Here is a 20,553-nt window from a genome sequence, read left to right on the forward strand (position 1 = left end):
CCGCCGGGGCGGGACCGTGCGGAGACCACCCCGGGAGGCGCGGGTCGAGTGACCGGGTCGGCTCTACTCGGGCACCCGGGCCGAGACGGTCTCGAGGGCGGCGAGCTCGTCGGCACCGAGGGCCACGCTCGCGCTCGCCAGCAGGGCCGGCAGCTGCTCGAGGGTGCGGGCGCTGGCGATGGGGGCGACGACGCGCGGCTGCGCCTGCAGCCAGGCGAGGGCGATGGTCGCGATCTCGACCGAGTGGGCGCTCGCGATGTCGCGGAGGGCCGCCACGACCTCGAGTCCCTCGTCGCTGAAGTAGCCCTCGACGTTGCCGCTGCGAGCACCGGCGATGTCGTCGCGGGTCTGGTACTTGCCGGTCAGGAACCCGGCGGCCAGCGAGAAGTACGGCGTGACGCCGAGCTGGTTCAGCGCGGCGAGCGGTGCCAGGTCGCGCTCGTAGGCCCCGCGGGTGACGAGGTTGTAGTGCGGCTGCAGCGCGACCGGCGCCGCGAAGCCCTCGCGGCGGGCGATCTCGATCCACTCGGTGATGCGCTCTGGCGAGAAGTTCGAGATGCCGACGTGCCGCACCTTGCCGGCCTTCTGCAGCGCGTCGAAGGCGCCGAGGGTCTCCGCGAGGTCGTCACCGGTGTCGAAGTGGGCCCAGTACAGGTCGATGTGATCGGTCTGCAGGCGGGTCAGCGAGGCGTCGGCGGCCGCGGCCACGTTGGCGGCGCTCAGCCCCGGGAACTCGGGGTGCTGGCTGACCTTGGTGCCGATGACGAGCTGGTCGCGACGGGCGGCGCCGCCCTGCGCGAGCCAGGTGCCGATCACGGTCTCGGACTCGCCGCCCGAGTTGCCGTCGGCCCAGGCCGAGTACACGTCGGCCGTGTCGACGAAGTTGCCGCCTCCGGCGACGAACGCGTCGAGCACCGAGTGCGACTCGGCCTCGTCGCTGGTCCAGCCGAAGGTGTTGCCGCCGAGGGCGAGGGGGAAGACGTCGAGGTCGGATGTTCCGATGAGGGGCATGCGGGGGTTCCTTTCGCGGACGTCGCGCCGGGTCGGCGTGGCGACTACCCAGGTCTAACGCGTCGGGTGCGACTTCGTTCCCAGCCTCGCACCGTGACGACGCCGTCGAGTGGACGCGGCACCGCCGCACGTCACGGCGTCGTGTCCACTCGGCGGTGTCCTGGAAGGAGCGGCTCAGTAGCCCTGCTCGACGTCGACGACGCCCTCGGGCTCGCCGCCCTCGGCGAGCGCCCGCACGTTGGCCTCGACCCGGGCCTGGAACAACGGCTCGGTCATGGCGTTGGTGTTGGCCTGGTGCGGGGTGATCAGGGCCCGGGGCTCGGCCCACAGCGGGTGGCCGTCGGGCAGCGGCTCGGGGTCGACGACGTCGAGCCCGGCGGCCCCGATGTGCCCCTCGGCGAGCGCGGTCACCAGCGCGTCGGTGTCGACCAGGGGGCCACGGGCGATGTTGACCAGCACGGCGGTGGCCTTCATGGCGGCGAACTCGTCGGCGCCGAGCAGGCTGCGGGTGCCGCCGGTCAGGGCGGCGGCGACCACGACGACGTCGCTGGTGGGCAGCACCTCGGCCAGGCGGTCGACGGTGATCGTGCGGTGGGCGCCGGGCACGGCCTCGTCGGTGCGACGGACCATCGTCACCTCGACGTCGAACGGCTGCAGCAGGCGCAGCAGCTCGGTGCCGATGCCGCCGGCCCCGACGATCGTCACGCTCGACCCGTTCAACGAGATGCCGCGCTGCTCGCGCTCCCACGAGGAGGCGCGGGCCCTGATCTGCAGGGACCGCAGGGTGGCGAGCGTCAGGGCCAGGGCGTGTTCGGCCACGGGTGCGCTGTAAGCGCCCTTGGCACTGGTGAAGACGAGGCCGTCGCGGGCGGTGGCCTGCATGGTCTCTACGTAGGCGTCGACGCCGGCGCTCGGCAGCTGCACGAGGCGGACCGCCGGGTGCTGCTCGATCGCGGCGCGCAGCTCGTCCTGGTCGACGCGACCGCCGACGACGATCATCTCGGTCTCGTCGCCGAGCTCGACCAGGTGCGCGTCGGTCGCCTCGACGGCGCGCCCGGCGGGGCCCACGCCCCACGTGTCGCCCGACGACCCCTCGGAGTCGGCGGTGGCGGAGGCGGCGGGCAGGACGGTGACGGCGACGGTGCTCATCGCTCCACCGTATCGATCGGGTCACGAAGACGACTCAGGCTCGTGTCCTGCTCGCCCGGGTGGCAGAGTGGCGCCGTCTGCCGGTCGCGAACCCGATCGTGGACGCGGGAGGCACGGGTCAACGGCGACGCGCGCCTCCTCCTCTCCGGCTCCGGCCGCCCGGTCGCCCCCGGGTGCCCGCGGGGGTACGCTGTCCCACGGCCCACCAGGGCCCACGGCCCGTCCGGGCCCGGCGGCAGCACCACGGAAGGCAGGTGAGCGGCGATGGCTGGTGACAGTACTGGCGCCCCGCGGCATCCCTCCGTGGTCGCGCCGTCCACCCCGCTCGTCTGAGCGACGGGGTCGACCGACCACGAGTGACGCCCACGGGCACCGACGTCTCCCGTCGACGCGCGTCGTCGGCGATCCGCGCCTCCGGGTGTCGCGTCGCCGCCCGTGTGCGTCGCCTCCGGCCCGCACCGCCCGCCCGTCGTCCACGCGACCGTCGTGACCACCATCCGACCCGACGTCGGCGCCGACCACGACGCCACGCACCACGAACGGCAGGGAGCGCAGACCATGGCACTCATCGACAACGGCATCTACGTCGCGGGCCACCGCACCGACAGCCCGGCGAACCTCGACGAGACCTTCGAACTGCTGCACGAGCACCAGGGCATGGCGTGGATCGGCCTCTACCGGGCCGACCCCGACGAGGTGCGGTCGATCGCACAGGAGTTCGACCTGCACCCGCTGGCCGTCGAGGACGCCCTCAAGGGCCACCAGCGCGCCAAGCTCGAGCGGTTCGGCGAGACGCTGTTCGTCGTGCTGCGCTCGGCCCGGTACCTGGACGCCACCGAGACGGTCGAGTTCGGCGAGGTGCACGTCTTCGTCGGGCCGGGCTTCGTCATCACGATCCGGCACGCCGAGAACCCCGACCTCGGCCGGGTGCGCCGGCGCCTCGAGTCGAGCCCGGACCTCCTCGCCCTCGGGCCCGAGGCCGTGCTGTACGCCGTGCTCGACCAGGTCGTCGACGGCTACGGACCGGTCGTCGCGGGCATCGAGAAGGACATCGACGAGATCGAGGACGAGCTCTTCGGCGGCGACCCCGAGGTGTCGCGGCGCATCTACGAGCTGCTGCGCGAGGTGATCAGCTTCCAGCGGGCGACGAGCCCGCTGCGCGGCATGCTCGAGAACCTGCTGCGCGGGTCGGACAAGTACGGCGTCGACGTCGAGCTGCAGCGGTCGCTGCGCGACGTGCTCGACCACGTGCTGCGGATCGGCGAGCGGGCCGACACCTTCAGGGCCCTGCTCGAGAACGCCCTCACGGTGCACTCGACGCTGGTGACCCAGGCGCAGAACGACGAGATGCGTCGGTTGTCCGAGGCGGGGCTCGCCCAGAACGAGGAGACCCGGCGCCTGTCGGAGGTCGGCCTGCAGCAGAACGGCGAGGTCAAGAAGATCTCGGGTTGGGCGGCGATCCTGTTCGCGCCCACCCTGGTCGGCGGCGTCTACGGCATGAACTTCGACCACATGCCCGAGCTGCACTGGCAGTTCGGCTACCCGATGGCGGTCGCCGCGATGGTCGCGGTGGGCGCGAGCATCTGGGGCGTGTTCAAGTGGAAGAAGTGGCTCTGACGGCGTGATGCGCCGGCCCGCGGGGGCCGGGACGCAGAGGACGCGGGAGGCGCGGGTCGGGTGACCCGCGCCTCCTGCGTCCTCGAGGTGGTGCGGTGCTGCGGCTCGGGCCTACGCCTCGAGCGCGGCGTCGAGGGTGATGTCGACGCCCGTGAGGGCCTTCGAGACCGGGCAGGTCTCCTTGGCGTTCTGGGCGGCCTCGAGGAAGGCTGCCTCGTCGATGCCCGAGACCTCGCCGCGGACGGTGAGGGCGATGCCGGTGAGCTTGAAGCCGCCGGCCGAGTCCGGGCCGAGCGAGACGTCGGCCTTGACGTCGAGGGCCTCGACGGTGCCGCCGGCCTGGCCGAGGACGGCCGAGAACTGCATGGCGTAGCAGGCCGAGTGGGCGGCGGCGAGCAGCTCTTCGGGGCTGGTGGCGCCGTTGGCGTCGTCGGCGGCGCGCTTCGGGAACGAGACGTCGTAGGTGCCGAGCTTCGAGCTCGAGAGCTCGACCTGGCCCTCACCGGTCTCGAGGCTGCCGTTCCAGGCGGTGCGTGAGGTGCGAGTGGGCATGGAGTGCTCTCTTTCGTGGGGTCGGCGCCGAGGGGTGCCGGACGGGGTGGAGGGGGATGTGGTGGGTCAGTGGAGCTGGTCTACGGGGGCGGGCGCGTGGTCGGCCGACGCGACGGCGGCGGTCACGGCGGCGGTGTTGGCCCGGACGGCGGCGGCGAGCGCGGCGATGTCGGCCCGCAGCGCCTGGAGGTCGGTCAGTTCGAGGCCGGTCGCGCCGCAGATCTGGTCGGCGAAGCCGGCGGCCTGCTCGCGGAGGGCGGTGCCGGCGTCGGTCAGGGCGACGTCGACCGTGCGCTCGTCGGCCGCCGACCGGGTGCGCGTCAGCAGCCCGTGGGCCTCGAGCCGCTTGAGCAGGGGCGACAGGGTGCCCGACTCGAGCTGCAGCTGTCGACCGAGCTCGGTGACGGTGGTCGGCCCGCCCTGCCAGAGCACGAGCAGCACGAGGTACTGCGGGTAGGTCAGGCCGAGCGGGGTGAGCAGGTCGCGGTACCGGGCCGTGACGGCGCGCGAGGCGTTGTAGAGCGCGAAGCAGATCTGCTCGTCGAGCACGGGCGTGGGGCCCGGGGTCGTCGTCGCGGCTGCGGTGGTCATGTCGAGGACTGTAGCACGTCGCGCGCGATTGAGTTGTGCGCAACTCGTTTCGCGGACATCGGGCTGATCACCGAGACGCACCGCGTCAGTCGGCGTCGGCCCGGCGTTCGCGGAAGGCGACCATGTTGACCCGGTTGCCGCAGCGCACGCTGCAGAACCGCTTCGACCCGTTCCGCGACAGGTCGACGAAGACCCCCTCGCAGTCGTCCGCGGCGCAGGCCCGGAGCCGACCCGTCTCGTCGGTGCGGATCACGTCGACGAGGGCCAGCGCCGACTCGACGCGGATGCGGTCGGCGAGGGGCGCGTCGTCGCTCGTGGCGTGCAGGTGCCAGTCGAGAGCGTCGTGCCGCACGAGACGGGGCGACGACACGCTGTCGGCGAGCATGCGGTTGACCTCACCGGCCAGCAGGTCGCGCCCGAGCGTCCAGATGCGCCGCAGCTCGGCCCGCACCCCCTGCACCGCGGCCAGCTCGGCGTCGTCGCGGTCGAAGCGTCCGGAGAAGGCGAACGCGTCGAGCAGGGTCGTGAGCTCGGCACGGGTCGAGAGCTCGTCGTCGCCGGAACGACTGGCGCCGGCACCCGTGTTGACCAGGGCGACGTTGAACTCGAGGACGTCTTCGGTGTCAGGGGCGAAATGCAAGTTGACTCCTTGTTCTGGGCGGTCGTACGCTCACGACAGAGACGGCGCGTCACCACCCATTGTGCATGACGGCCCTGACAGAAGGACACCCCGTGAGCACTGGTGCGATCACGACCACGACGCCGACGACCCCCGTCGCCACGGGCCGCCCGGCCTCGACCACCGCAGGGCTGCTCGTCGCCCTGGTCGCAGCGGCCTCGTTCGGCTTCTCGGGCCCTTTCGTGAAGCCGCTGCTCGAGTCGGGCTGGAGCCCCGTGGCCGCGGTCACCGTCCGTGCCCTGATCGGCGGGGTGGTGCTCGCCCCCGTGGCGACGTTCGCCCTCCGGGGTCGGCTCGGTCCGATCTGGCGGGCCCGGTGGCGGGTGCTCGGCATGGCCGTGGTCGGCGTCGCCGGCACGCAGGTCTTCTACTTCGCCGCGGTCGTCCGCATCCCGGTCGGCACGGCGATCCTGATCGAGTACCTCGCCCCGCTGCTGCTCGTCGGGGTGGCGTGGGCGACCACGCGGCGCGTGCCGCAGGTCGTCGTGCTCGTGGGCTCCGTGATCGCCTTCGCGGGCCTCCTGCTCGTGGTCGCGCCGAGCGGCGGCGTGGCGCTCGACCCCGTCGGGCTGGCCCTCGCGGGGGCGGCCATGGTCTGCTGTGCGGCGTACTTCGTGATCGCCGCCCGCCCGAGCGGCGACCTGCCGCCGGTCGCCCTCGCGGCGTCGGGCCTGCTGGTCGGCTCGGGGTTGCTCGGGCTGCTCGGACTCACCGGTCTCGTGCCGTTCACCACGTCGGCGGCGGACGTGCCCCTCTTCGACGCGGTCGTGCCGTGGTGGGTGCCGATGCTCGTCGTCGGCGTCGTCGCCACCGCGCTCGCGTACGCCACGAGCATCACGGCCAGCAGCATGCTCGGCTCGCGCCTGGCGTCGTTCGTCGGCCTGCTCGAGGTCGCGGCGGCCGCCCTGTACGCCTGGCTGCTGCTCGACGAGGCCCTCACCCCGCTGCAGCTCGGCGGTGGCCTGCTGATCGTCGTCGGCATCGGGTTCGTCCGGGCCGAGCGCACCCGCGAGGCGGAGGTCGTGGGCGACGCGGTGGTGGTGGACGCGGCGGTCACCGACGGCCGTGGTGCGACCATGGGGTGATGGACTCCGTCGAGAACGCCGACCTGCACGCCCTGCCCCGCCCGCGGACGGCCCGCGAGGTCGCCGCGACGTTCGGTCGCCCCGTCTTCACGTTCGTCGACCAGCCACGCCTCGGTCTCACCCAGCCCGGCACGATCTCGCACGACGACGTGCTGCACACCGTCGCCCTGAACTACGTGTTCGTCGCCGACCCGTCCGACCCCGACGCCGCGTCGAACCTGGTCGAGGGGGTCGCCGAGATCGACACCCACGTCGCGAACGCCCTCGCAGCCGGACGACCGGACTGGTTCGTGGACGGGCTCCGGGCGTTCCGGCACCCGCTGCTCTGGGAGGCGGTGGTCACCATGGTCGCGCCCGCCGACCCGGCGCCGCCGGCCGTGCCCGCCACGGTGGCCGACCACCTCGCCCGGCACGTCGACCACGTGCTGGTCAACACCGCCGAGGGACGGAGCACCCGATCCGACGGCGCCGCGCCCGTCCTGGACGCCCCCGTGGCGGTCCACCACGCGCGGCCGGGAGCGGTGCTCGTCGTCGACGACGTCGAACGCGACGCCGTGCTGATCGACACCGACCCCGACGTCGTGGGCTGGGGCGCCGAGGTCGACGGCTCGATCGTGCTCGTGGTCGTGCCACGGGACCGGGTGCCGCTGCTCGACCTGCGGTTGACGTCCCTGTCGGGCTGACCCGCGCCTCCCGGGCGGGAACGTCGGGGGGCCGTGGCACGGGCGAAGGACGGGCATAGGGTCGGGGGGTGACCTCGACGACGCTGCCGCGCAGCACGCCCTCCGCCCAGGCCGTCGACGCGGCGGGAGTCTCCGCCTTCGTCGACGCCCTCGAGTCCACCGCCGGAGTCGAGCCGCACAGCATCATGCTGCTGCGCCACGGCCGGGTCGTCGCCGAGGGCTGGTGGGCCCCGTACTCGGCGGACCGCGTGCACCTGCTCTACTCGCTGAGCAAGAGCTTCACCTCGTCGGCGGTGGGCTTCGCCGTGGCCGAGGGCCTCATGAGCCTCGACGACACCGTGCTCAGCCACTTCCCCGAGCTCGACGCCGAGGTCACCGACCCGCGCAGCCGGTCGATGCGCGTCCGGCACGTGCTGGCGATGGCCAGCGGGCACCGGGCCGAGACGCTCGACCATGCACTGGCGATCGACCCCGTCGACGTGGTCCGCGGTTTCCTGCTCACCCCGCCCGACGACGAGCCCGGCACCGTCTTCGCCTACAACCAGCCCTGCACCTTCAGCGTGGGCGCCGTCGTGCAGCGGGTCACCGGGCAGTCCCTCACCGAGTACCTCCGCCCCCGACTGCTCGACCCGCTCGGCATCGGCGAGGTCGGTTGGCAGCGCGACGAGTCGGGCCGCGAGCTCGGCTACAGCGGACTCCACGCCACCACCCACGCGATCGCCGCCCTCGGGCAGCTGTACCTGCAGCAGGGCGAGTGGGACGGCGTCCAACTGCTGCCGCGCGAGTGGGTCGCCGAGGCCACCCGCGCTCACGTCTCGAACGCCGGGGAGGCGAACCCGGACTGGGCGCAGGGCTACGGGTTCCAGTTCTGGATCGCCCGGCACGGCTACCGCGGCGACGGCGCCTACGGTCAGTTCGCCGTCGTGCTGCCCGAACACGACGTCGTCCTCGCGCTCACCGGCCAATCGCTCGACATGCAGGCCGTGCTCGACGCCGCGTGGACGCACCTACTGCCCGCCTTCACGACGGACGCGTCACGGGTCGACGCCGGCGTCGACGGGCCGACGGCGGCCGACACCGCCCTGGCGACCCGCCTCGCCGGCCTGACGCTGCCCGGGGTGGCCGGTCCGACCGAGCACGACGCCGCCCCGGTCCGACCGTCGGCCGAGGAGGCGCGGGTCGGCGACCAGGACTCCCCCGGCACCGAGCGGCTCGTGTCGTTCACCGCGGCCGACGGCAACGACCAGCCCGGCCTGACCATGGTCGAACTGCGTGCCTCGCCCGACGCGGCGACCACGCTCACCCTCGTCGAGGGCGACGACCGCCTGGTGGCCCGGGTCGAGGCCGAGGACTGGGTCGTCACCGACGACACGAGCACGGGGACCGGCGCCGGGTCCGGGTCCGGCTCCGGAGGCGCCACCACCCCGGTCGCCACGAGCGCGACCCGGTCGGCCGACCTGCTGCACGTCGACCTCGTCTTCGTCGAGACGCCGCACCGCTTGCACCTGACGCTCGACGAGGCGGACGCCACCTTCACCGCCCTGTGGGAGACCCAGCCGCTGCACGCTCCCGCGCTGGCGCAGCTGCGGATGCCACGGAGCTGACGCACCCGCGGATGCCACCCGACCGACGCACCTGCGGACGCCGCGCGACCGACGCAGCTGCGGAAGGTACGCGACCGGCCCGGCCCGCGCCTCCTGCGGGGTCGTGTGGCCACGTACGACGGTGAACCCCTTTCGCGAAGACGAACCCCGATCTCTCGGGGTTCGTCTTCGCGTCCGGGGTTCGTCGGTCATCCGGTGCGAGGCGGCTCAGCCGAGGACGCCCGTGTGCTCGAGCACGATGTTCACGCCGATCAGGATGAGGATCACACCGCCGGCGATCTCGGCCGGCTTGCCGAACTTCGCGCCCACCCGGCGACCGACGAGCACGCCGACGAAGGTCAGCACGGCCGTCGTCACGCCGATCAGCAGGATCGCCCAGCCGATCGAGACGGGCAGGAACGCCAGCGTCACGCCGACCGCGAGCGCGTCGATGCTCGTCGCGATCGCGAGCACCGTCAGTTCGCGCAGGTTCAACCGGTCGGTGTCCTTCTCGTCGTCCTCGTGCGACGAGAACGCCTCGTAGAGCATCTTGCCGCCGATCAGGGCGAGCAGGCCGAACGCGACCCAGTGGTCGAAAGGAGCGATGTACTGCGCGAAGGTCGAGCCCAGCAGCCAGCCCAGCAGCGGCATGAGCGCCTGGAACGCTCCGAACGTGACGGCGATGACGAGCGCGTGCCGCGGGTTGAAGCGCGTCATGTGCAGGCCCTTGCCGAGGGCGACGGCGAAAGCGTCGGCGGAGACGCCGAGCGCGATGAGGAAGAGAGCCCAGAACGACATGGGGGCAGCGCCTTTCGAGACGGTCCGGTGGAGACGCCGTCGTCTCGGAACCTGACGATCCTGCCATGCCGAGCGCGCCTCCTGGACCGGAAAAGTGCTGATCAGAGGTATTCGGCGAGCCGAATCCGGGGTGTCGGCGGGCCGTCGCGCCGGGCGTCACGACCCGAACCGCCGCGACCCCCTGCACCGGCGCTCGACTATCTGCCTAGGCAGGGGGTTGACGCCGGTCGCGGGGGTGCGGCACGGGAACGCCCCGGCCACCCCCTGCACCGGCGCCCGACGATCTGCCTAGGCAGGGGGTCGGCGCCGGACGCGAGGGTGCGGCACGGGAACGCCCCGGCCACCCCCTGCACCGGCGCCCGACGATCTGCCTAGGCAGGGGGTCAGCGCCGGACGCGAGGGTGCGGCACGGGAACGCCCCGGCCACCCCCTACATCGGCGCTCGACGATCTGCCTAGGCAGGGGGTCAGCGCCGGACGCGAGGGTGCGGCACGGGGAACGCCTCGGCCACCCCCCGCATCGGCGCTCGACGATCTGCCTAGGCAGGGGGTCAGCGCCGATCGCGGGGGTGTGGGCACGACGCGCGGCGCGGGCAGGAGGCGCGGCGCCGGTCAGGCGGGGACGAGCACGTCGCGGGGCAGCACGGCGTGGACGCCCCAGGTGCGGTTCGCGACCTGCGTGACCCGCAGGTCGACGACCGTGCTCGCGAAGGCCAGCGCCGTGGCCGCGTCGAGCGAGTACAGCTGCTGCATCCACTCGACCATCGCGGCGAGCGCGTCACCGCTGGCGACGTTGAGGTCGGCGTCGAAGCCGAAGGTGATGCGGGCCTGGGGGGTCTCGGCGTGGATCGTCGAGAGCGGGCGGTCGGTGGCCAGGCCGACCCGCGCCTCCGTCGTCATGCCGGTCTCGATGGCGGTGCCGCCGACCTCGCCGTCGCCCTGGGCCGCGTGGCCGTCGCCGAGGTAGAGCAGGGCGTCGTCGACGGCGACGGGCAACCAGAGGGTGGTGCCCGCGACGAGGTCGCGGCAGTCGATGTTGCCGCCCACGGAGGCGCGGGGCGGGATGGTCGAGTGCTCGCCGGCCTCGGCGGGGGCGAGCCCCATGACGCCGAGGAACGGCGCGATCGGGCGGCGGAGGCCACGGCTCTCCGTGGCTGTGCCGGCCTCGCGGTCGATGCTCCAGAGCAACCAGGCGGCGTCGGCGTCGACCAGGCCGAGGTGGCGGGTGATCGGGGTGTCGGCGGCTGCGGCGACCGTGAAGCCCCAGTCGTCAGGGGTGAGCGAGAGCAGGTCGAGCTGCAGCATGTCGCCCGGGCGGGCCCCGCGGACGGCGATCGGGCCGGTCAGCGCGTGGCCGCGGCGGGTCGGGAAGAGGTACGGGGTCACCTCGCCGGGCACGGTCTGCGGCTCGAGGTGCCCCGACGCGTCGAGCGAGCGGACGACGACCGTGTCGCCGGGGTCGATCGTCAGCACGGGCGCGTGGTCGCGCGAGAAGACCTCGGCGGCGGTGTCGGTGCGGGGGTCGAGGCGGTGGGTCGTCATCGTCCGAGCGTAGGCGGCCCACCCCGCCCGCCGGGGATGCCACCCGGCGCGGACGCAGCCCGCCGGGGACGCGACCCGCCCAGGCTCGATCGGTACGATGGAGGCCCGTCGTGCCGACATCCCGCCGCACCCGATCACAGAGAGACCGACGCCGCCATGGTCCTGTTCTTCCACGTCCTCATCATCGCCATCACCGTCGTCGGCGCCGGGCTGATCACGGCCGCGTTCGTGGGGCTCGCCACCTCGAAGTGATCCGGGCCGCAGCGCCGACCGGCGTCGCCCGGGTCGGCCTCGACCCCCAAAGACCCGTTTGACGGTCGCCTGCGCGGCTTGCACGATGGCGGCATGTCCGCACTCGACGACCTCCGCGCCACGGCCCACCCGATCCGCCTGCGCCTGCTCTCGCTGCTGACCGGAGTGGCGATGAGCGCCGCCGAGGCCGGTCGCGAACTCGGGCTGTCACAGGCGACCGCGAGTTACCACCTGCGCGTGCTGGAACGGGTGGGACTGGTCGAGGTCACCGAGGTCGTCCGCATCCGGGGCGGCGAGGCGAAGCGCTACCGGCACCTGTCGTCGGCTCGACCGTTCGCGGTCGTGCCCGCCACGACCTCCGGCTCCGGCACCGGCGACGACTCGGACGACGGCGCCGCCGCCGACGAACGCGCCAGCTACGTCCAGGCCCTCGCCGACGAACTGTCGCGTCGCTCACCCCGGCGCACGACCGGGCCGCAGGTCTCGACCGACGCCGAGCTGTGGGTCGACGCCGAGACCTGGCACCGCGTGGTCCGTCACGTCGGCCACGCCTCGGCCTTGCTGCACGCCGCCGCGCGACGACCGCGTACGCCCGGGACGAGCCCGGTGTCGATGACCGCCGCGCTGTTCCCGATGAAGCGACCGTGACCCGGGACGCAGGAGGCGCCTCCACGGCCCGCGAGGCCGCTCACGACCGTCGCGGCCCCCTCGCGCACCGGGAGTTCCGCTGGCTGCTGTCGGCCCGGACGACCGGGGTGCTCGGCAATGCCGTCGCCCCGATCGCCCTCGCGTTCGCCGTGCTCGACCTGACGGGGTCCGCGGCGGACCTCGGGCTCGTGGTCGCGGCACGCTCGGTGGCCAACGTCGCCGTGCTGCTCGCCGGCGGAGTGCTCGCCGACCGCGTGCGGCGCGACGTCGTGCTGGTCGGGACGTCGGTGGCGGCGGCCGCGACGCAAGCCGTCGTCGCGGCGCTGGTCGTCACAGATACGGCGACGATCCCCCTGCTCGTGCTGCTCGGCGTGGTGAACGGGGCGGTGGCCGCCGTCAGCCTGCCCGCCGCGGCGGCCCTCGTACCCGAGACGGTGCCCCCCGACCTGCTGCGACCGGCGAACGCCCTGCTGCGGCTGGGACTGAACGGCGGCAGCGTCGTCGGCGCCTCGGCCGGCGCGGGCATCGTCGCGGTGGTCGGGCCCGGGTGGGGTCTGGCGATCGACGCGGCGGGCTTCGCCCTGGCGGGGGTGCTGTACTCGCGGTTGCGGCTCCCGGCCGGGCAGCGACCGGGCGCGGGCACGGGCGCGTCGGTCGGGTCGGGCTCGTCGGTGGTCGGCGACCTGCGAGAGGGCTGGCACGAGTTCACCCGTCGGTCGTGGGTGTGGATCGTCGTGGTGCAGTTCGCGGTGCTGAACGCCGCCTTCGTCGGGGCGACGACGGTGCTCGGCCCGGTCGTGGCCGACGGGTCGTTCGGACGGGCGGCCTGGGGGCTGGTCGTCGCGGCCCAGACCGTCGGCCTCGGCGCCGGGGCCGTCGTCGCCATGCGATGGCGGCCGCGGCGCGGTCTCGCCGTGGGCGTCGGACTCATGGTCGTGACGGCGGTGCCGGTGGCCACGCTCGGGCTGGCCCCCGTGGTGCCCGCGCTGGTGGTGGCTTTCCTGCTGGGCGGCATCGCCCTCGAGATCTTCGCCATCTCGTGGGACCAGTCGCTGCAGTCCCACGTGCCCCGCGCCTCCTTGGCTCGCGTGTACTCGTTCGACATGGTCGGTTCGTTCGTCGCCGTGCCGCTCGGCGAGGTCTTCGCCGGCCCGGCGTCGCAGCTGTTCGGCACGCGACCGACGCTGCTCGTCTGCGCCGCGGTCATCGTCGTGGCGACGACGGCGGCCGTGTCGACGCCGAGCGTGCGCGCCCTGACGACCGAGGAGGCGCGGCGGACGGCCTAGGGACCAGGCGCGTTCGACACGTCCTCCCCCGCGGCGCCCGACCGGACCATGACGTCGCGTGGCCGCGCGTCCGCCCTACCGGGCCTTCACCGTCGCCAGCTCGTCCCAGTGGGTGGTCGCGCGGGGCGAGACCATGTCGCGCTTCATCGACCAGCCGCGGCGGTGGCGGAGGCCTGCGACGCCGAGGCCGAGGGTGTCCTCGCCGAACTTGCCGGCGATGCGGTCGATGACCGCGCCGTAGGCCGGCGGCGTCGCGTCGCCGTCGCCGAAGACGTCGAGGCTGGCGTGCTCGTCGCGCGGGGTGAGCTCCATGAGGGTGACCCCGGCCCGGACGTAGCGCTTGCCGGCTTCGAGCTGTGGGCCGAGGGCGGCGATGGCCGAGCGGTACAACAGGGCGGCGTCGTCGGTGGGCTCGGGGAACGCCACCGACACCGAGTGGTTCGTGTGGGCGGCGCTGTCGGAGAAGGGCGACGTGGCCGTGAAGCAGCGCATCAGGCGCGTCAGCGAGCCCTGCTTCCGCAACCGCGCCGCGGCCCGCTGCGTGTAGACCGACAGCACCTCTTCGAGCTCGGTCACCGTCGTGATCGGCACCGCGAAGGACCGCGAGTGGTAGATCTGCTCGCGCTCGGGCTGCACCTGCTCGATCGGCAGGCAGTCGACCCCGCGCAGCTCGTGGACAACCCGGGCCTGCACGACGCCGAAGCGCGTGCGGATGCGGGCGGCGTCGGCGTCACGCAGGTCGGCCGCCGTGTGGACGCCGAGGGGCGCGAGCTTCTTCGCCGTCCGGCGGCCGATGCCCCAGACGTCGCCGACGTCGACGCTCGCCAGGATGGCGGTCTGCCGGTCGGGCGTGTAGCTGCCCAGGTTGCAGACGCCGGCCAGGGCGGCGTTCTGCTTCGAGCCGCGGTTGGCGAGCTTCGCCAGGGTCTTGGTCGGTGCGATGCCGATGCTGACCGGGAGGCCGATCAGCTTGCGCATCGCGCGTCGGATCTCGCGGGCCTGGGCGATCGTCTCGTCGAGCGTGCCGGTCAGCTCGATGAACGACTCGTCGATCGAGTAGACCTCTTGGTCGCTCGTGTACCGGCTCAGGATCTCGGCCGACCGCGCCGACATGTCCCCGTAGAGCTCGTAGTTGCTCGAGACCGCGACGACGCCCTGCATCGCCGCGATCGGGGCGATGCTGTGCCAGGGCGCCGCCATGTCGACGTTCAGGGCCTTCGCCTCTTGCGAGCGCGCGATGACGCAGCCGTCGTTGTTCGACAGCACGACCACCGGCTTGCCCTCGAGCGAGGGGTCGAACACGCGCTCGCACGAGACGTAGAAGTTGTTGGCGTCGACGATCGCGATGCTGCGCTCGGACGTCGTGGACCTAGACACGGTGCAGGCACCGCGTCACGACGCCCCAGATCGTGGCCTCGTCGAGCTCGGAGAGCACGATCTCGGGGTAGGCCGGGTTCTCGGGGCTCAGCACCATCTGCCCCTGCCGGTACGACAGGCGCTTGACCGTCAGCTCGGCGTTGACGACGGCGACGACCACGTTGCCGTCGTGGGCGTCGAGCCCGCGGTCGACGACGAGCTCGTCGCCGTCGAAGATGCCTGCGCCAGTCATGCTGTCGCCGCTCACCCGCACGAGGAACGTCGCGGTCGGGTCGCGCATCAGGTGGCGGTTGAGGTCGACCGGCCCGTTGTAGTACCCCTGGGCCGGCGACGGGAAGCCGGCGTGCACGGCCTCGGAGGCCTGCTGCGGCAGCAGGTGGTCGGGCCGTTCGTCGCCGCCGACGGGACCGACGACCACGGTCACGGCGCGACCACGCCGTCGGAGGCGGGCTCGGCGGAGCCCGAGGGGTCGCCGAGGAGGCGCGCGCCGGTTCGCGCGGTCGGCTGCCGGTGGTCTCTCATCACGCCTCCCACCGAGGACGCTACGTCACGCCACCGACATCGTCGGAGCCGGAACGGCTCACCGGGTGTGCGGGGGCCCGTCGGGACCGGCGACCGGGAGCACGGCTGCCAACCGCCCGAGCATCGAACCGACGAGCTCGAGCGTGACGTCGTCGTACTCGTCGAGTGCCGCCTCGAGGGCGGCCGCCGAGGGATCGAGGAAGACCGCCGCACGCTGCCGGGCCACCTCCGTGGTGCGGAGCGTGACGACACGGCGGTCGTCGCTCTCCCGACTCCGCGAGACGAGCCCCCGCGCCTCGAGCCTGTTGACGAGGGCGTTGGTCGCACCCGACGTGAGGCCCACGCGCGTCGAGAGTCGACCCGGTGAGAGCGCGGCTCCTTCGTGCTCGGCCCAGAGGATCTCGCCCAGGGCCGTGCCGTCCACCGTCGGAAGGTCCATCCGACGGGCGAGCTGACGGGTCGACTCCTGATAGCTGAGGGCGTAGTGCCGGAGCGCCTCGAGCAGGTGCCGTCTCGCGGTCGTCATGCTCGATCCTCTCATCGACGGGCGGCAGGCCGCGGCCCCGTCGGGCCTCAGGCCCGCAGGTGCGGGTAGTCCGCCAGGACCGGGACGTGCTTCTCGCTCGTCAGCAGGTTCGCCTGGAAGAACTTCCGGACCGGACTCGACGCCGCGACGCGGTGCGACACCCGGACCGCCGTCCGTCCCACGCCCGTCGAGGGGTGGAGCGCTCGGGCCCCGCCGCGCGGCAGGCCCTGGGCGCTGTCGGCGTAGCGGCGCAAGTGCCGTTCGTAGCTCGCGAAGGCCCGCTCGGGCTCGTCGGGGGTCGCCGCCAGCTCGCCCGCGAGGACGTGCGCGCCGACCAGCGACAGCGTCGTGCCCATGCCCGTCGGGCCCGACCCCCAGGCGGCGTCGCCGACGAGCGCGACCCGCCCCCTGCTCCAGGTCGACATGACGACCTGCTCCATCCGCTGCGTGTAGAACTCGTCGGGGCGCGCCGAGAAACCGTCGAGGATGCGCCCGGTCTGCCAGCCGGCACCTCGGAATCGTGCCCGGAGCAGGTGCAACTGGGCGTCGACGGGCAGGTTCTCGAAGCCCATGGGCTCGGACGCGAACGACATGCTCGCGCGGATCGTGCCCTCGTCGTCGGGCCTGACGGAGGCGACGCGCCCCCGCGTGCCCGTGAACCAGTCCCAGGTGTCGACGTCGTCGGGGTGCCGGTCGAGGGTGCCGTAGGTGATGCTGACGCCGAAGTCGCGCAGCTCGGTCTCGTCGGAGAAGAGGAGGCGCCGGGTGCGTGAGCTGCGCCCCTCGGCGACCAGCAGGAGGTCGAAGCGCTCCCGGGTGCCGCCGTCGAAGGTGACGTCCACGCCGGTCGCGTCCTGGTCGACGCCGCTCACGAAGTCGCCGTGGCGGCGCTCCACTTCGGCCGGGACGACGTCGACGAGGATGCCCGCGAGGCGGCCGCGCAGGATCTCGACCTCCGCGGTCGGGCCGTCCTGCCCCTCCTCGCGGGGGAACACGGCGTAGGGGCGTCCACCCTCGTCGACGAAGCGGGTCCCCTCCTCGCCGGTGAGGTTCGCGAGGACGACCTCCTCGACGCCCATGCGCGTCAGGATCTCGCGACCGAGGCCGCGCACGTCGATGTTCTGGCCCGTCTCGCGAGGGGTGGCGGACCTCTCGAGCAGGACGACGTCGAAGCCCGACTTCGCCAAACCCCAGGCGAGTGCGGGACCGGCGATGCTCGCGCCGGTGACGAGGACGCGAGGAGCGCGACGCGGGGTGGGACGCGGGGTGGGACGTCGGGTCGTGGACATGGGATGCCTTCCGTCGGTGGTGCCGTCCCGCCAACCTACCCCTTTAACTTCACCATGAAGTCACTTCACAGTGAATGAGGACTCGGTCAGCTCGTCACCGGCCACTCGTCGACGATCGGCGGGCAGGTCACCACCCGCCGGGCCGGTGGTGCTCAGCTCGCGAGCGCACCCCGGACGGCCGTCTCGTGCTCGGCCAGTCGGCCGGTCCGGGCGGGGCCCGCGGCGTCGTCGAGGCGCGCGATGAGGCGAAGCGCCGCCGCGAGCACGGCGGGCTGGTCGAGCGCGTAGGTGCGGACGGTGTCGAACAGCGAGTCGACGAGCTCGTCCACGGACGGCCACGAGACCAGGACGACCGGGGTGCCGTCGTCGCCGAGCAGGGCGGTGACCGGCTCGCCGCGGCGCCACAGCGGCACGAGCACCCCGGCCGACATGTCGAGCGCGCTGACGGCCGTGTACGGGTCGTTGCTGCCCGACGCCAGCCCGCGCACGGCGATCTCGACGAGCTGCTGCAGGGCGAAGGCGACGTCCTGGTGCGGCGTCCGGGCGGTGCCGAGCGTGACGGTGCGCCGGAGCTCACGGGCGGTGTCGGACCCCGGGGAGGCGCTGGTCACGACGAGCGGGTCGCCCACGATGACGTACCGGCCGGGCATCGCGACGACCTCGACCACGAGGCCGGCACGGAGGGCCACGCGGCGGAGCGCCTCCCACGCGACCGTCTGCACGTAGCCGTCGGCGTCGGCCCGGACGACCGCGCCGTCGGCCGGGACGGAACCGTCGCTCGCGAGGCCGGCCCGCGCCTCCTGGTCGACGTCGTCGGAGGGGCTCGTCGGGTAGACGAGCGCGGCGACGGCCCGGAGGTCGTCGAGCACCCTCGCCTGCAACGAGGTGATCTGCACCGACCCCGCGATGTGGTGGATGAAGAAGACCAGCACGCCGACGTCGAACACGCTCAGCAGCACCGCGACGTGGACGGCGATCACGGGGACGAAGGCGCTCGTGTCGTCGACCTCGGTGTGGACGGTGCGCATCACGACGATGCAGTAGAGGAAGGTCGAGGTGAAGGTGGCCAGCACGAACTGGTTGGCGCGATCGGCCATGAAGTTGCGGACCAGGCGGGGGCCGTAGGTCGACGAGGTCGTCGCGAGCACCGAGATCGTGATCGAGAACGACGTGCCGGCCACCGTCAGCATCGAGGTGCCGATGCCCGACAGCAGCGACCGCCCCCCGGAGGCGCTGAGGGCACCCAGCAGCGGCAGGCCCTCGGTCAGCGACGTCGGCAGGGTGCGATCGACGGTCACGAGGGCCTCGGCCAGCACGATCGCCACGAGGCCGAACACCGCGGGCAAGAACCAGAAGGACTCCCGCACGCGGGTCAAGGACAGCATGCCGCCGAGCGTAGACGGTGCCCCACGCTGCGACCCGCCCGGCCGCGCCCGGCCCGGCCGGGCCCGGTCGGACGGCGCGGACGGTCGGTCGGGGCGGGGTCAGCGGGCGGTCACCACGCGTCGCCCCAGCTCGGAGTCGAGCATGGTGTCCATGGCCGCGTCCACGAGGAGGTCGCCGGCCGAGCGATCGAGGCGACCGGAGGCGACGAGCGCCGCGATGCCCTGCATGGTCGCGGCGAAGAGCATCTTGAAGAGTTCGCGGGACTCGTCGGCGGCCCCGTCGGACACCGCAGGGCCGACGGCCGCGTCGAGCGTCGCGAAGAGGGTGGCGGCCGCCTCGCGCACGGTGCCCGGTTCGTCGGTCGTCTTCGCCTGGAACATGAGGTCCATCAGGGCGGCGTCGTCGACGGCGAAGTCGACGTAGGCGTGGGCGACGCGACGGAAGCGGTCCCTCAGCCCTCCTCCCCCGTCGAGAGCACGCCGGACGTCGGCGGTGAGCCTCTCGAAGCCGACCTCGGCGAGGGCGTCGAGGAGCGCCTGCCGGTGGACGAAGTGGCTTCGCGGCGCGCCGTGGCTCACCCCGGCCCGGCGCGCCAGGTCGCGGAGCGAGAGCCCGTCCACACCCGATTCGCGCACGACCGCGGCCGCCTCGTCCAGCAGGACGGCCCGGAGGTTCCCGTGGTGGAAGGGCCGCTGCGTCATGAACCCATCTTAGGCAGAAGTAGTCATTGCCTATTTAGTAGACATCGCCTAGTTTGGTGCCATGACGAATCGACGTTCCCTCCTGGTCTTCGGCGGCACGGGCCAGACCGGCCAGCACTTCACACGACTGGCGCTCGACGCCGGGCACCGGCTGCGCGTCCTGGCCCGCACGCCCGCGAAGGTCACCATCCAGCACGACGACCTCGAGGTCGTGCAGGGCGCCCTCGACGACGACCTCGACCTCGACGCCCTGCTCGACGGCGTCGACGCCGTGGTGATGATGCTCGGCGACGTCGCCGCGCAACGCGAGCGTCAGGTGAACACGGCGTTCGTCCGCGAGCTCGTCCCGGCCATGCGCCGCAGCGGCACCCGGCGACTGCTCTACCAGGCGGGCGGCCTGAGCGCGGCACCGGGCAAGCGACTCGCACTGCCGCTGCGGCTCGTCCGCAGCACGATCGCCCGGGGGTACGTCGGTCAGCACGAGGACAACGAGGCCGTCATGCGCTACCTGGACCAGCAGGCCCGAGACCTCGACTGGGTGGTCCACCGTGCCGGCATCGGCTCGGACGGCCCGTCGAAGGGAGAGCTGCACCGCTCGGCCTCGGTCATCAGCATCGGGACCTTCGTCGATTGTGCGACGTACAACCTGCGCCTGCTGTTCGACGACGCGGCGGTCCACACCTGCGACGGCAGCAGGTACCGCCGACGCTGATCCACCGCGAGCATGCCGCTCTTCGGTGCCTACGTCGGGTCGGCCGAGTCGGTCTGCTTCGCCCGCGACGTCTTACCCGTCGGGTCCGTCGGGTCCGTCGGGTCCGTCGATGCCGTCGATGCCGTCGGGCCTCGGGCTAGGGTTCGCACATGTCGACGCACAGCAACGAGCGGACCTACCTCCTCTGCGCCGCGGGCTTCGTCGTCGGCCTCGTCCTGCTGATCGTCCTCGACGGGTCGGCGGTCGTCTTCGCCTCCCTTCCCCTCGGCCTGTCGATCGGCATCGCCCTGCGGACCTGGTGGACTGCCCACGGCTGGAACCCGGGCATCACCGTCGTGGAGGACCGCCCTGACGACGAGACGCCCGACGGGCGCGACCAGAGCTGACCGGAGGAGGCGCGGTGCGGGTCCTCGAGGCCGGCACCGCGCCTCCTGCGCGTGCGCCCCGCGTGGGCCTGTCGGGTGGGGCCTGTGGGGTTGGCCCTCGTTCGGGGGTGAAGATCACGAGCGGATAACGAACCCGGGGTGCGACCCATCGTTCCGGGCCACGGCGGCGAACCCTGTAC

21 protein-coding genes are annotated in these 20,553 nt (G+C 73.0%); 8 read left to right on the plus strand and 13 right to left on the minus strand.

The features are described 5' to 3' along the window. Nucleotides 1-63: 63 nt before the first annotated feature. Together ABID81_RS10545 and ABID81_RS10550 are read right to left on the minus strand one after the other, a co-directional pair. Nucleotides 64-1,011 carry an aldo/keto reductase gene (locus tag ABID81_RS10545; protein ID WP_354594764.1) on the minus strand — a complete coding sequence of 316 codons (948 nt, stop codon included), beginning with the start codon at nucleotides 1,009-1,011 and terminating at the stop codon, nucleotides 64-66. A 174-nt stretch (nucleotides 1,012-1,185) separates the two neighbouring features. Further along, nucleotides 1,186-2,160: a D-isomer specific 2-hydroxyacid dehydrogenase family protein gene (locus ABID81_RS10550; protein ID WP_354594765.1), complete on the minus strand. Its 975-nt coding sequence runs from the start codon at nucleotides 2,158-2,160 to the stop codon at nucleotides 1,186-1,188. Between the two features lie 558 nt (nucleotides 2,161-2,718). On the opposite strand from ABID81_RS10550, the gene ABID81_RS10555 reads away from it, so the two are divergent. Then, the gene (locus ABID81_RS10555) at nucleotides 2,719-3,777 is read left to right on the plus strand and encodes a magnesium and cobalt transport protein CorA (RefSeq protein ID WP_354594865.1); all 1,059 of its coding nucleotides are present in this window, start codon (nucleotides 2,719-2,721) and stop codon (nucleotides 3,775-3,777) included. A 111-nt stretch (nucleotides 3,778-3,888) separates the two neighbouring features. Here ABID81_RS10555 and ABID81_RS10560 read toward each other — a convergent pair whose 3' ends face one another. The 3 genes from ABID81_RS10560 to ABID81_RS10570 form a co-directional block, all read right to left on the minus strand. Continuing rightward, a complete protein-coding gene (locus tag ABID81_RS10560) occupies nucleotides 3,889-4,329 on the minus strand; it encodes an OsmC family peroxiredoxin (RefSeq protein ID WP_354594766.1) in 441 nt (146 codons plus the stop codon). Nucleotides 4,330-4,395: 66 nt separating this feature from the next. After that, the gene (locus tag ABID81_RS10565) at nucleotides 4,396-4,920 is read right to left on the minus strand and encodes a MarR family winged helix-turn-helix transcriptional regulator (protein ID WP_354594767.1); all 525 of its coding nucleotides are present in this window, start codon (nucleotides 4,918-4,920) and stop codon (nucleotides 4,396-4,398) included. 85 nt (nucleotides 4,921-5,005) lie between these two features. Beyond that, complete coding sequence (locus ABID81_RS10570) at nucleotides 5,006-5,560, minus strand: CGNR zinc finger domain-containing protein (protein ID WP_354594768.1); 555 nt, start codon at nucleotides 5,558-5,560, stop codon at nucleotides 5,006-5,008. A 92-nt stretch (nucleotides 5,561-5,652) separates the two neighbouring features. On the opposite strand from ABID81_RS10570, the gene ABID81_RS10575 reads away from it, so the two are divergent. The 3 genes from ABID81_RS10575 to ABID81_RS10585 all read left to right on the plus strand — a co-directional run bounded on the left by ABID81_RS10575 (nucleotide 5,653) and on the right by ABID81_RS10585 (nucleotide 8,971). Then, the gene (locus ABID81_RS10575) at nucleotides 5,653-6,684 is read left to right on the plus strand and encodes an EamA family transporter (protein ID WP_354594769.1); all 1,032 of its coding nucleotides are present in this window, start codon (nucleotides 5,653-5,655) and stop codon (nucleotides 6,682-6,684) included. Beyond that, the gene (locus tag ABID81_RS10580) at nucleotides 6,684-7,367 is read left to right on the plus strand and encodes a hypothetical protein (RefSeq protein ID WP_354594770.1); all 684 of its coding nucleotides are present in this window, start codon (nucleotides 6,684-6,686) and stop codon (nucleotides 7,365-7,367) included. Before ABID81_RS10575 ends, ABID81_RS10580 begins: the two co-directional genes overlap by 1 nt. Nucleotides 7,368-7,435: 68 nt before the next feature. Beyond that, nucleotides 7,436-8,971 (plus strand): serine hydrolase domain-containing protein, encoded by a 1,536-nt coding sequence (locus tag ABID81_RS10585; protein WP_354594771.1) that lies wholly within the window; start codon nucleotides 7,436-7,438, stop codon nucleotides 8,969-8,971. A 207-nt stretch (nucleotides 8,972-9,178) separates the two neighbouring features. Here ABID81_RS10585 and ABID81_RS10590 read toward each other — a convergent pair whose 3' ends face one another. Both ABID81_RS10590 and ABID81_RS10595 read right to left on the minus strand, forming a co-directional pair. Next, a complete protein-coding gene (locus tag ABID81_RS10590) occupies nucleotides 9,179-9,748 on the minus strand; it encodes a manganese efflux pump MntP (RefSeq protein WP_354594772.1) in 570 nt (189 codons plus the stop codon). A gap of 611 nt (nucleotides 9,749-10,359) precedes the next feature. Continuing rightward, a complete protein-coding gene (locus tag ABID81_RS10595) occupies nucleotides 10,360-11,289 on the minus strand; it encodes an acetamidase/formamidase family protein (protein ID WP_354594773.1) in 930 nt (309 codons plus the stop codon). A gap of 345 nt (nucleotides 11,290-11,634) precedes the next feature. On the opposite strand from ABID81_RS10595, the gene ABID81_RS10600 reads away from it, so the two are divergent. Then, nucleotides 11,635-12,189, plus strand: coding sequence for an ArsR/SmtB family transcription factor (locus ABID81_RS10600; RefSeq protein ID WP_354594774.1), 555 nt, complete (start codon nucleotides 11,635-11,637; stop codon nucleotides 12,187-12,189). Continuing rightward, nucleotides 12,186-13,475: an MFS transporter gene (locus ABID81_RS10605; protein WP_354594775.1), complete on the plus strand. Its 1,290-nt coding sequence runs from the start codon at nucleotides 12,186-12,188 to the stop codon at nucleotides 13,473-13,475. The genes ABID81_RS10600 and ABID81_RS10605 overlap by 4 nt, the downstream gene beginning before the upstream one ends. Nucleotides 13,476-13,550: 75 nt before the next feature. On the opposite strand, the gene ABID81_RS10610 is transcribed toward ABID81_RS10605, so the two are convergent. The 6 genes from ABID81_RS10610 to ABID81_RS10635 all read right to left on the minus strand — a co-directional run bounded on the left by ABID81_RS10610 (nucleotide 13,551) and on the right by ABID81_RS10635 (nucleotide 19,276). Further along, nucleotides 13,551-14,852 (minus strand): Y-family DNA polymerase, encoded by a 1,302-nt coding sequence (locus tag ABID81_RS10610; protein WP_354594776.1) that lies wholly within the window; start codon nucleotides 14,850-14,852, stop codon nucleotides 13,551-13,553. Continuing rightward, nucleotides 14,845-15,276 (minus strand): LexA family protein, encoded by a 432-nt coding sequence (locus ABID81_RS10615; RefSeq protein ID WP_194594501.1) that lies wholly within the window; start codon nucleotides 15,274-15,276, stop codon nucleotides 14,845-14,847. The genes ABID81_RS10610 and ABID81_RS10615 overlap by 8 nt, the downstream gene beginning before the upstream one ends. A 156-nt stretch (nucleotides 15,277-15,432) precedes the next feature. Next, the gene (locus tag ABID81_RS10620) at nucleotides 15,433-15,900 is read right to left on the minus strand and encodes a MarR family winged helix-turn-helix transcriptional regulator (RefSeq protein WP_354594777.1); all 468 of its coding nucleotides are present in this window, start codon (nucleotides 15,898-15,900) and stop codon (nucleotides 15,433-15,435) included. A 47-nt stretch (nucleotides 15,901-15,947) separates the two neighbouring features. Then, nucleotides 15,948-17,189: an FAD-dependent monooxygenase gene (locus ABID81_RS10625; RefSeq protein ID WP_354594778.1), complete on the minus strand. Its 1,242-nt coding sequence runs from the start codon at nucleotides 17,187-17,189 to the stop codon at nucleotides 15,948-15,950. Between the two features lie 152 nt (nucleotides 17,190-17,341). Next, the gene (locus tag ABID81_RS10630) at nucleotides 17,342-18,574 is read right to left on the minus strand and encodes a DUF2254 domain-containing protein (protein WP_354594779.1); all 1,233 of its coding nucleotides are present in this window, start codon (nucleotides 18,572-18,574) and stop codon (nucleotides 17,342-17,344) included. 99 nt (nucleotides 18,575-18,673) lie between these two features. Beyond that, nucleotides 18,674-19,276: a TetR/AcrR family transcriptional regulator gene (locus ABID81_RS10635; RefSeq protein ID WP_354594780.1), complete on the minus strand. Its 603-nt coding sequence runs from the start codon at nucleotides 19,274-19,276 to the stop codon at nucleotides 18,674-18,676. Nucleotides 19,277-19,337: 61 nt separating this feature from the next. Between ABID81_RS10635 and ABID81_RS10640 the strand changes: the two genes are divergently transcribed. Further along, nucleotides 19,338-19,988, plus strand: a complete 651-nt coding sequence (locus tag ABID81_RS10640; RefSeq protein WP_354594781.1) for an NAD(P)-dependent oxidoreductase — start codon at nucleotides 19,338-19,340, stop codon at nucleotides 19,986-19,988. A 149-nt stretch (nucleotides 19,989-20,137) separates the two neighbouring features. Next, nucleotides 20,138-20,374 carry a hypothetical protein gene (locus ABID81_RS10645; RefSeq protein ID WP_354594782.1) on the plus strand — a complete coding sequence of 79 codons (237 nt, stop codon included), beginning with the start codon at nucleotides 20,138-20,140 and terminating at the stop codon, nucleotides 20,372-20,374. Nucleotides 20,375-20,553 lie beyond the last annotated feature (179 nt).

The sequence above is a fragment of the Frigoribacterium sp. PvP054 genome, assembly GCF_040547465.1.
Classification (GTDB): Bacteria; Actinomycetota; Actinomycetes; order Actinomycetales; family Microbacteriaceae; genus Frigoribacterium.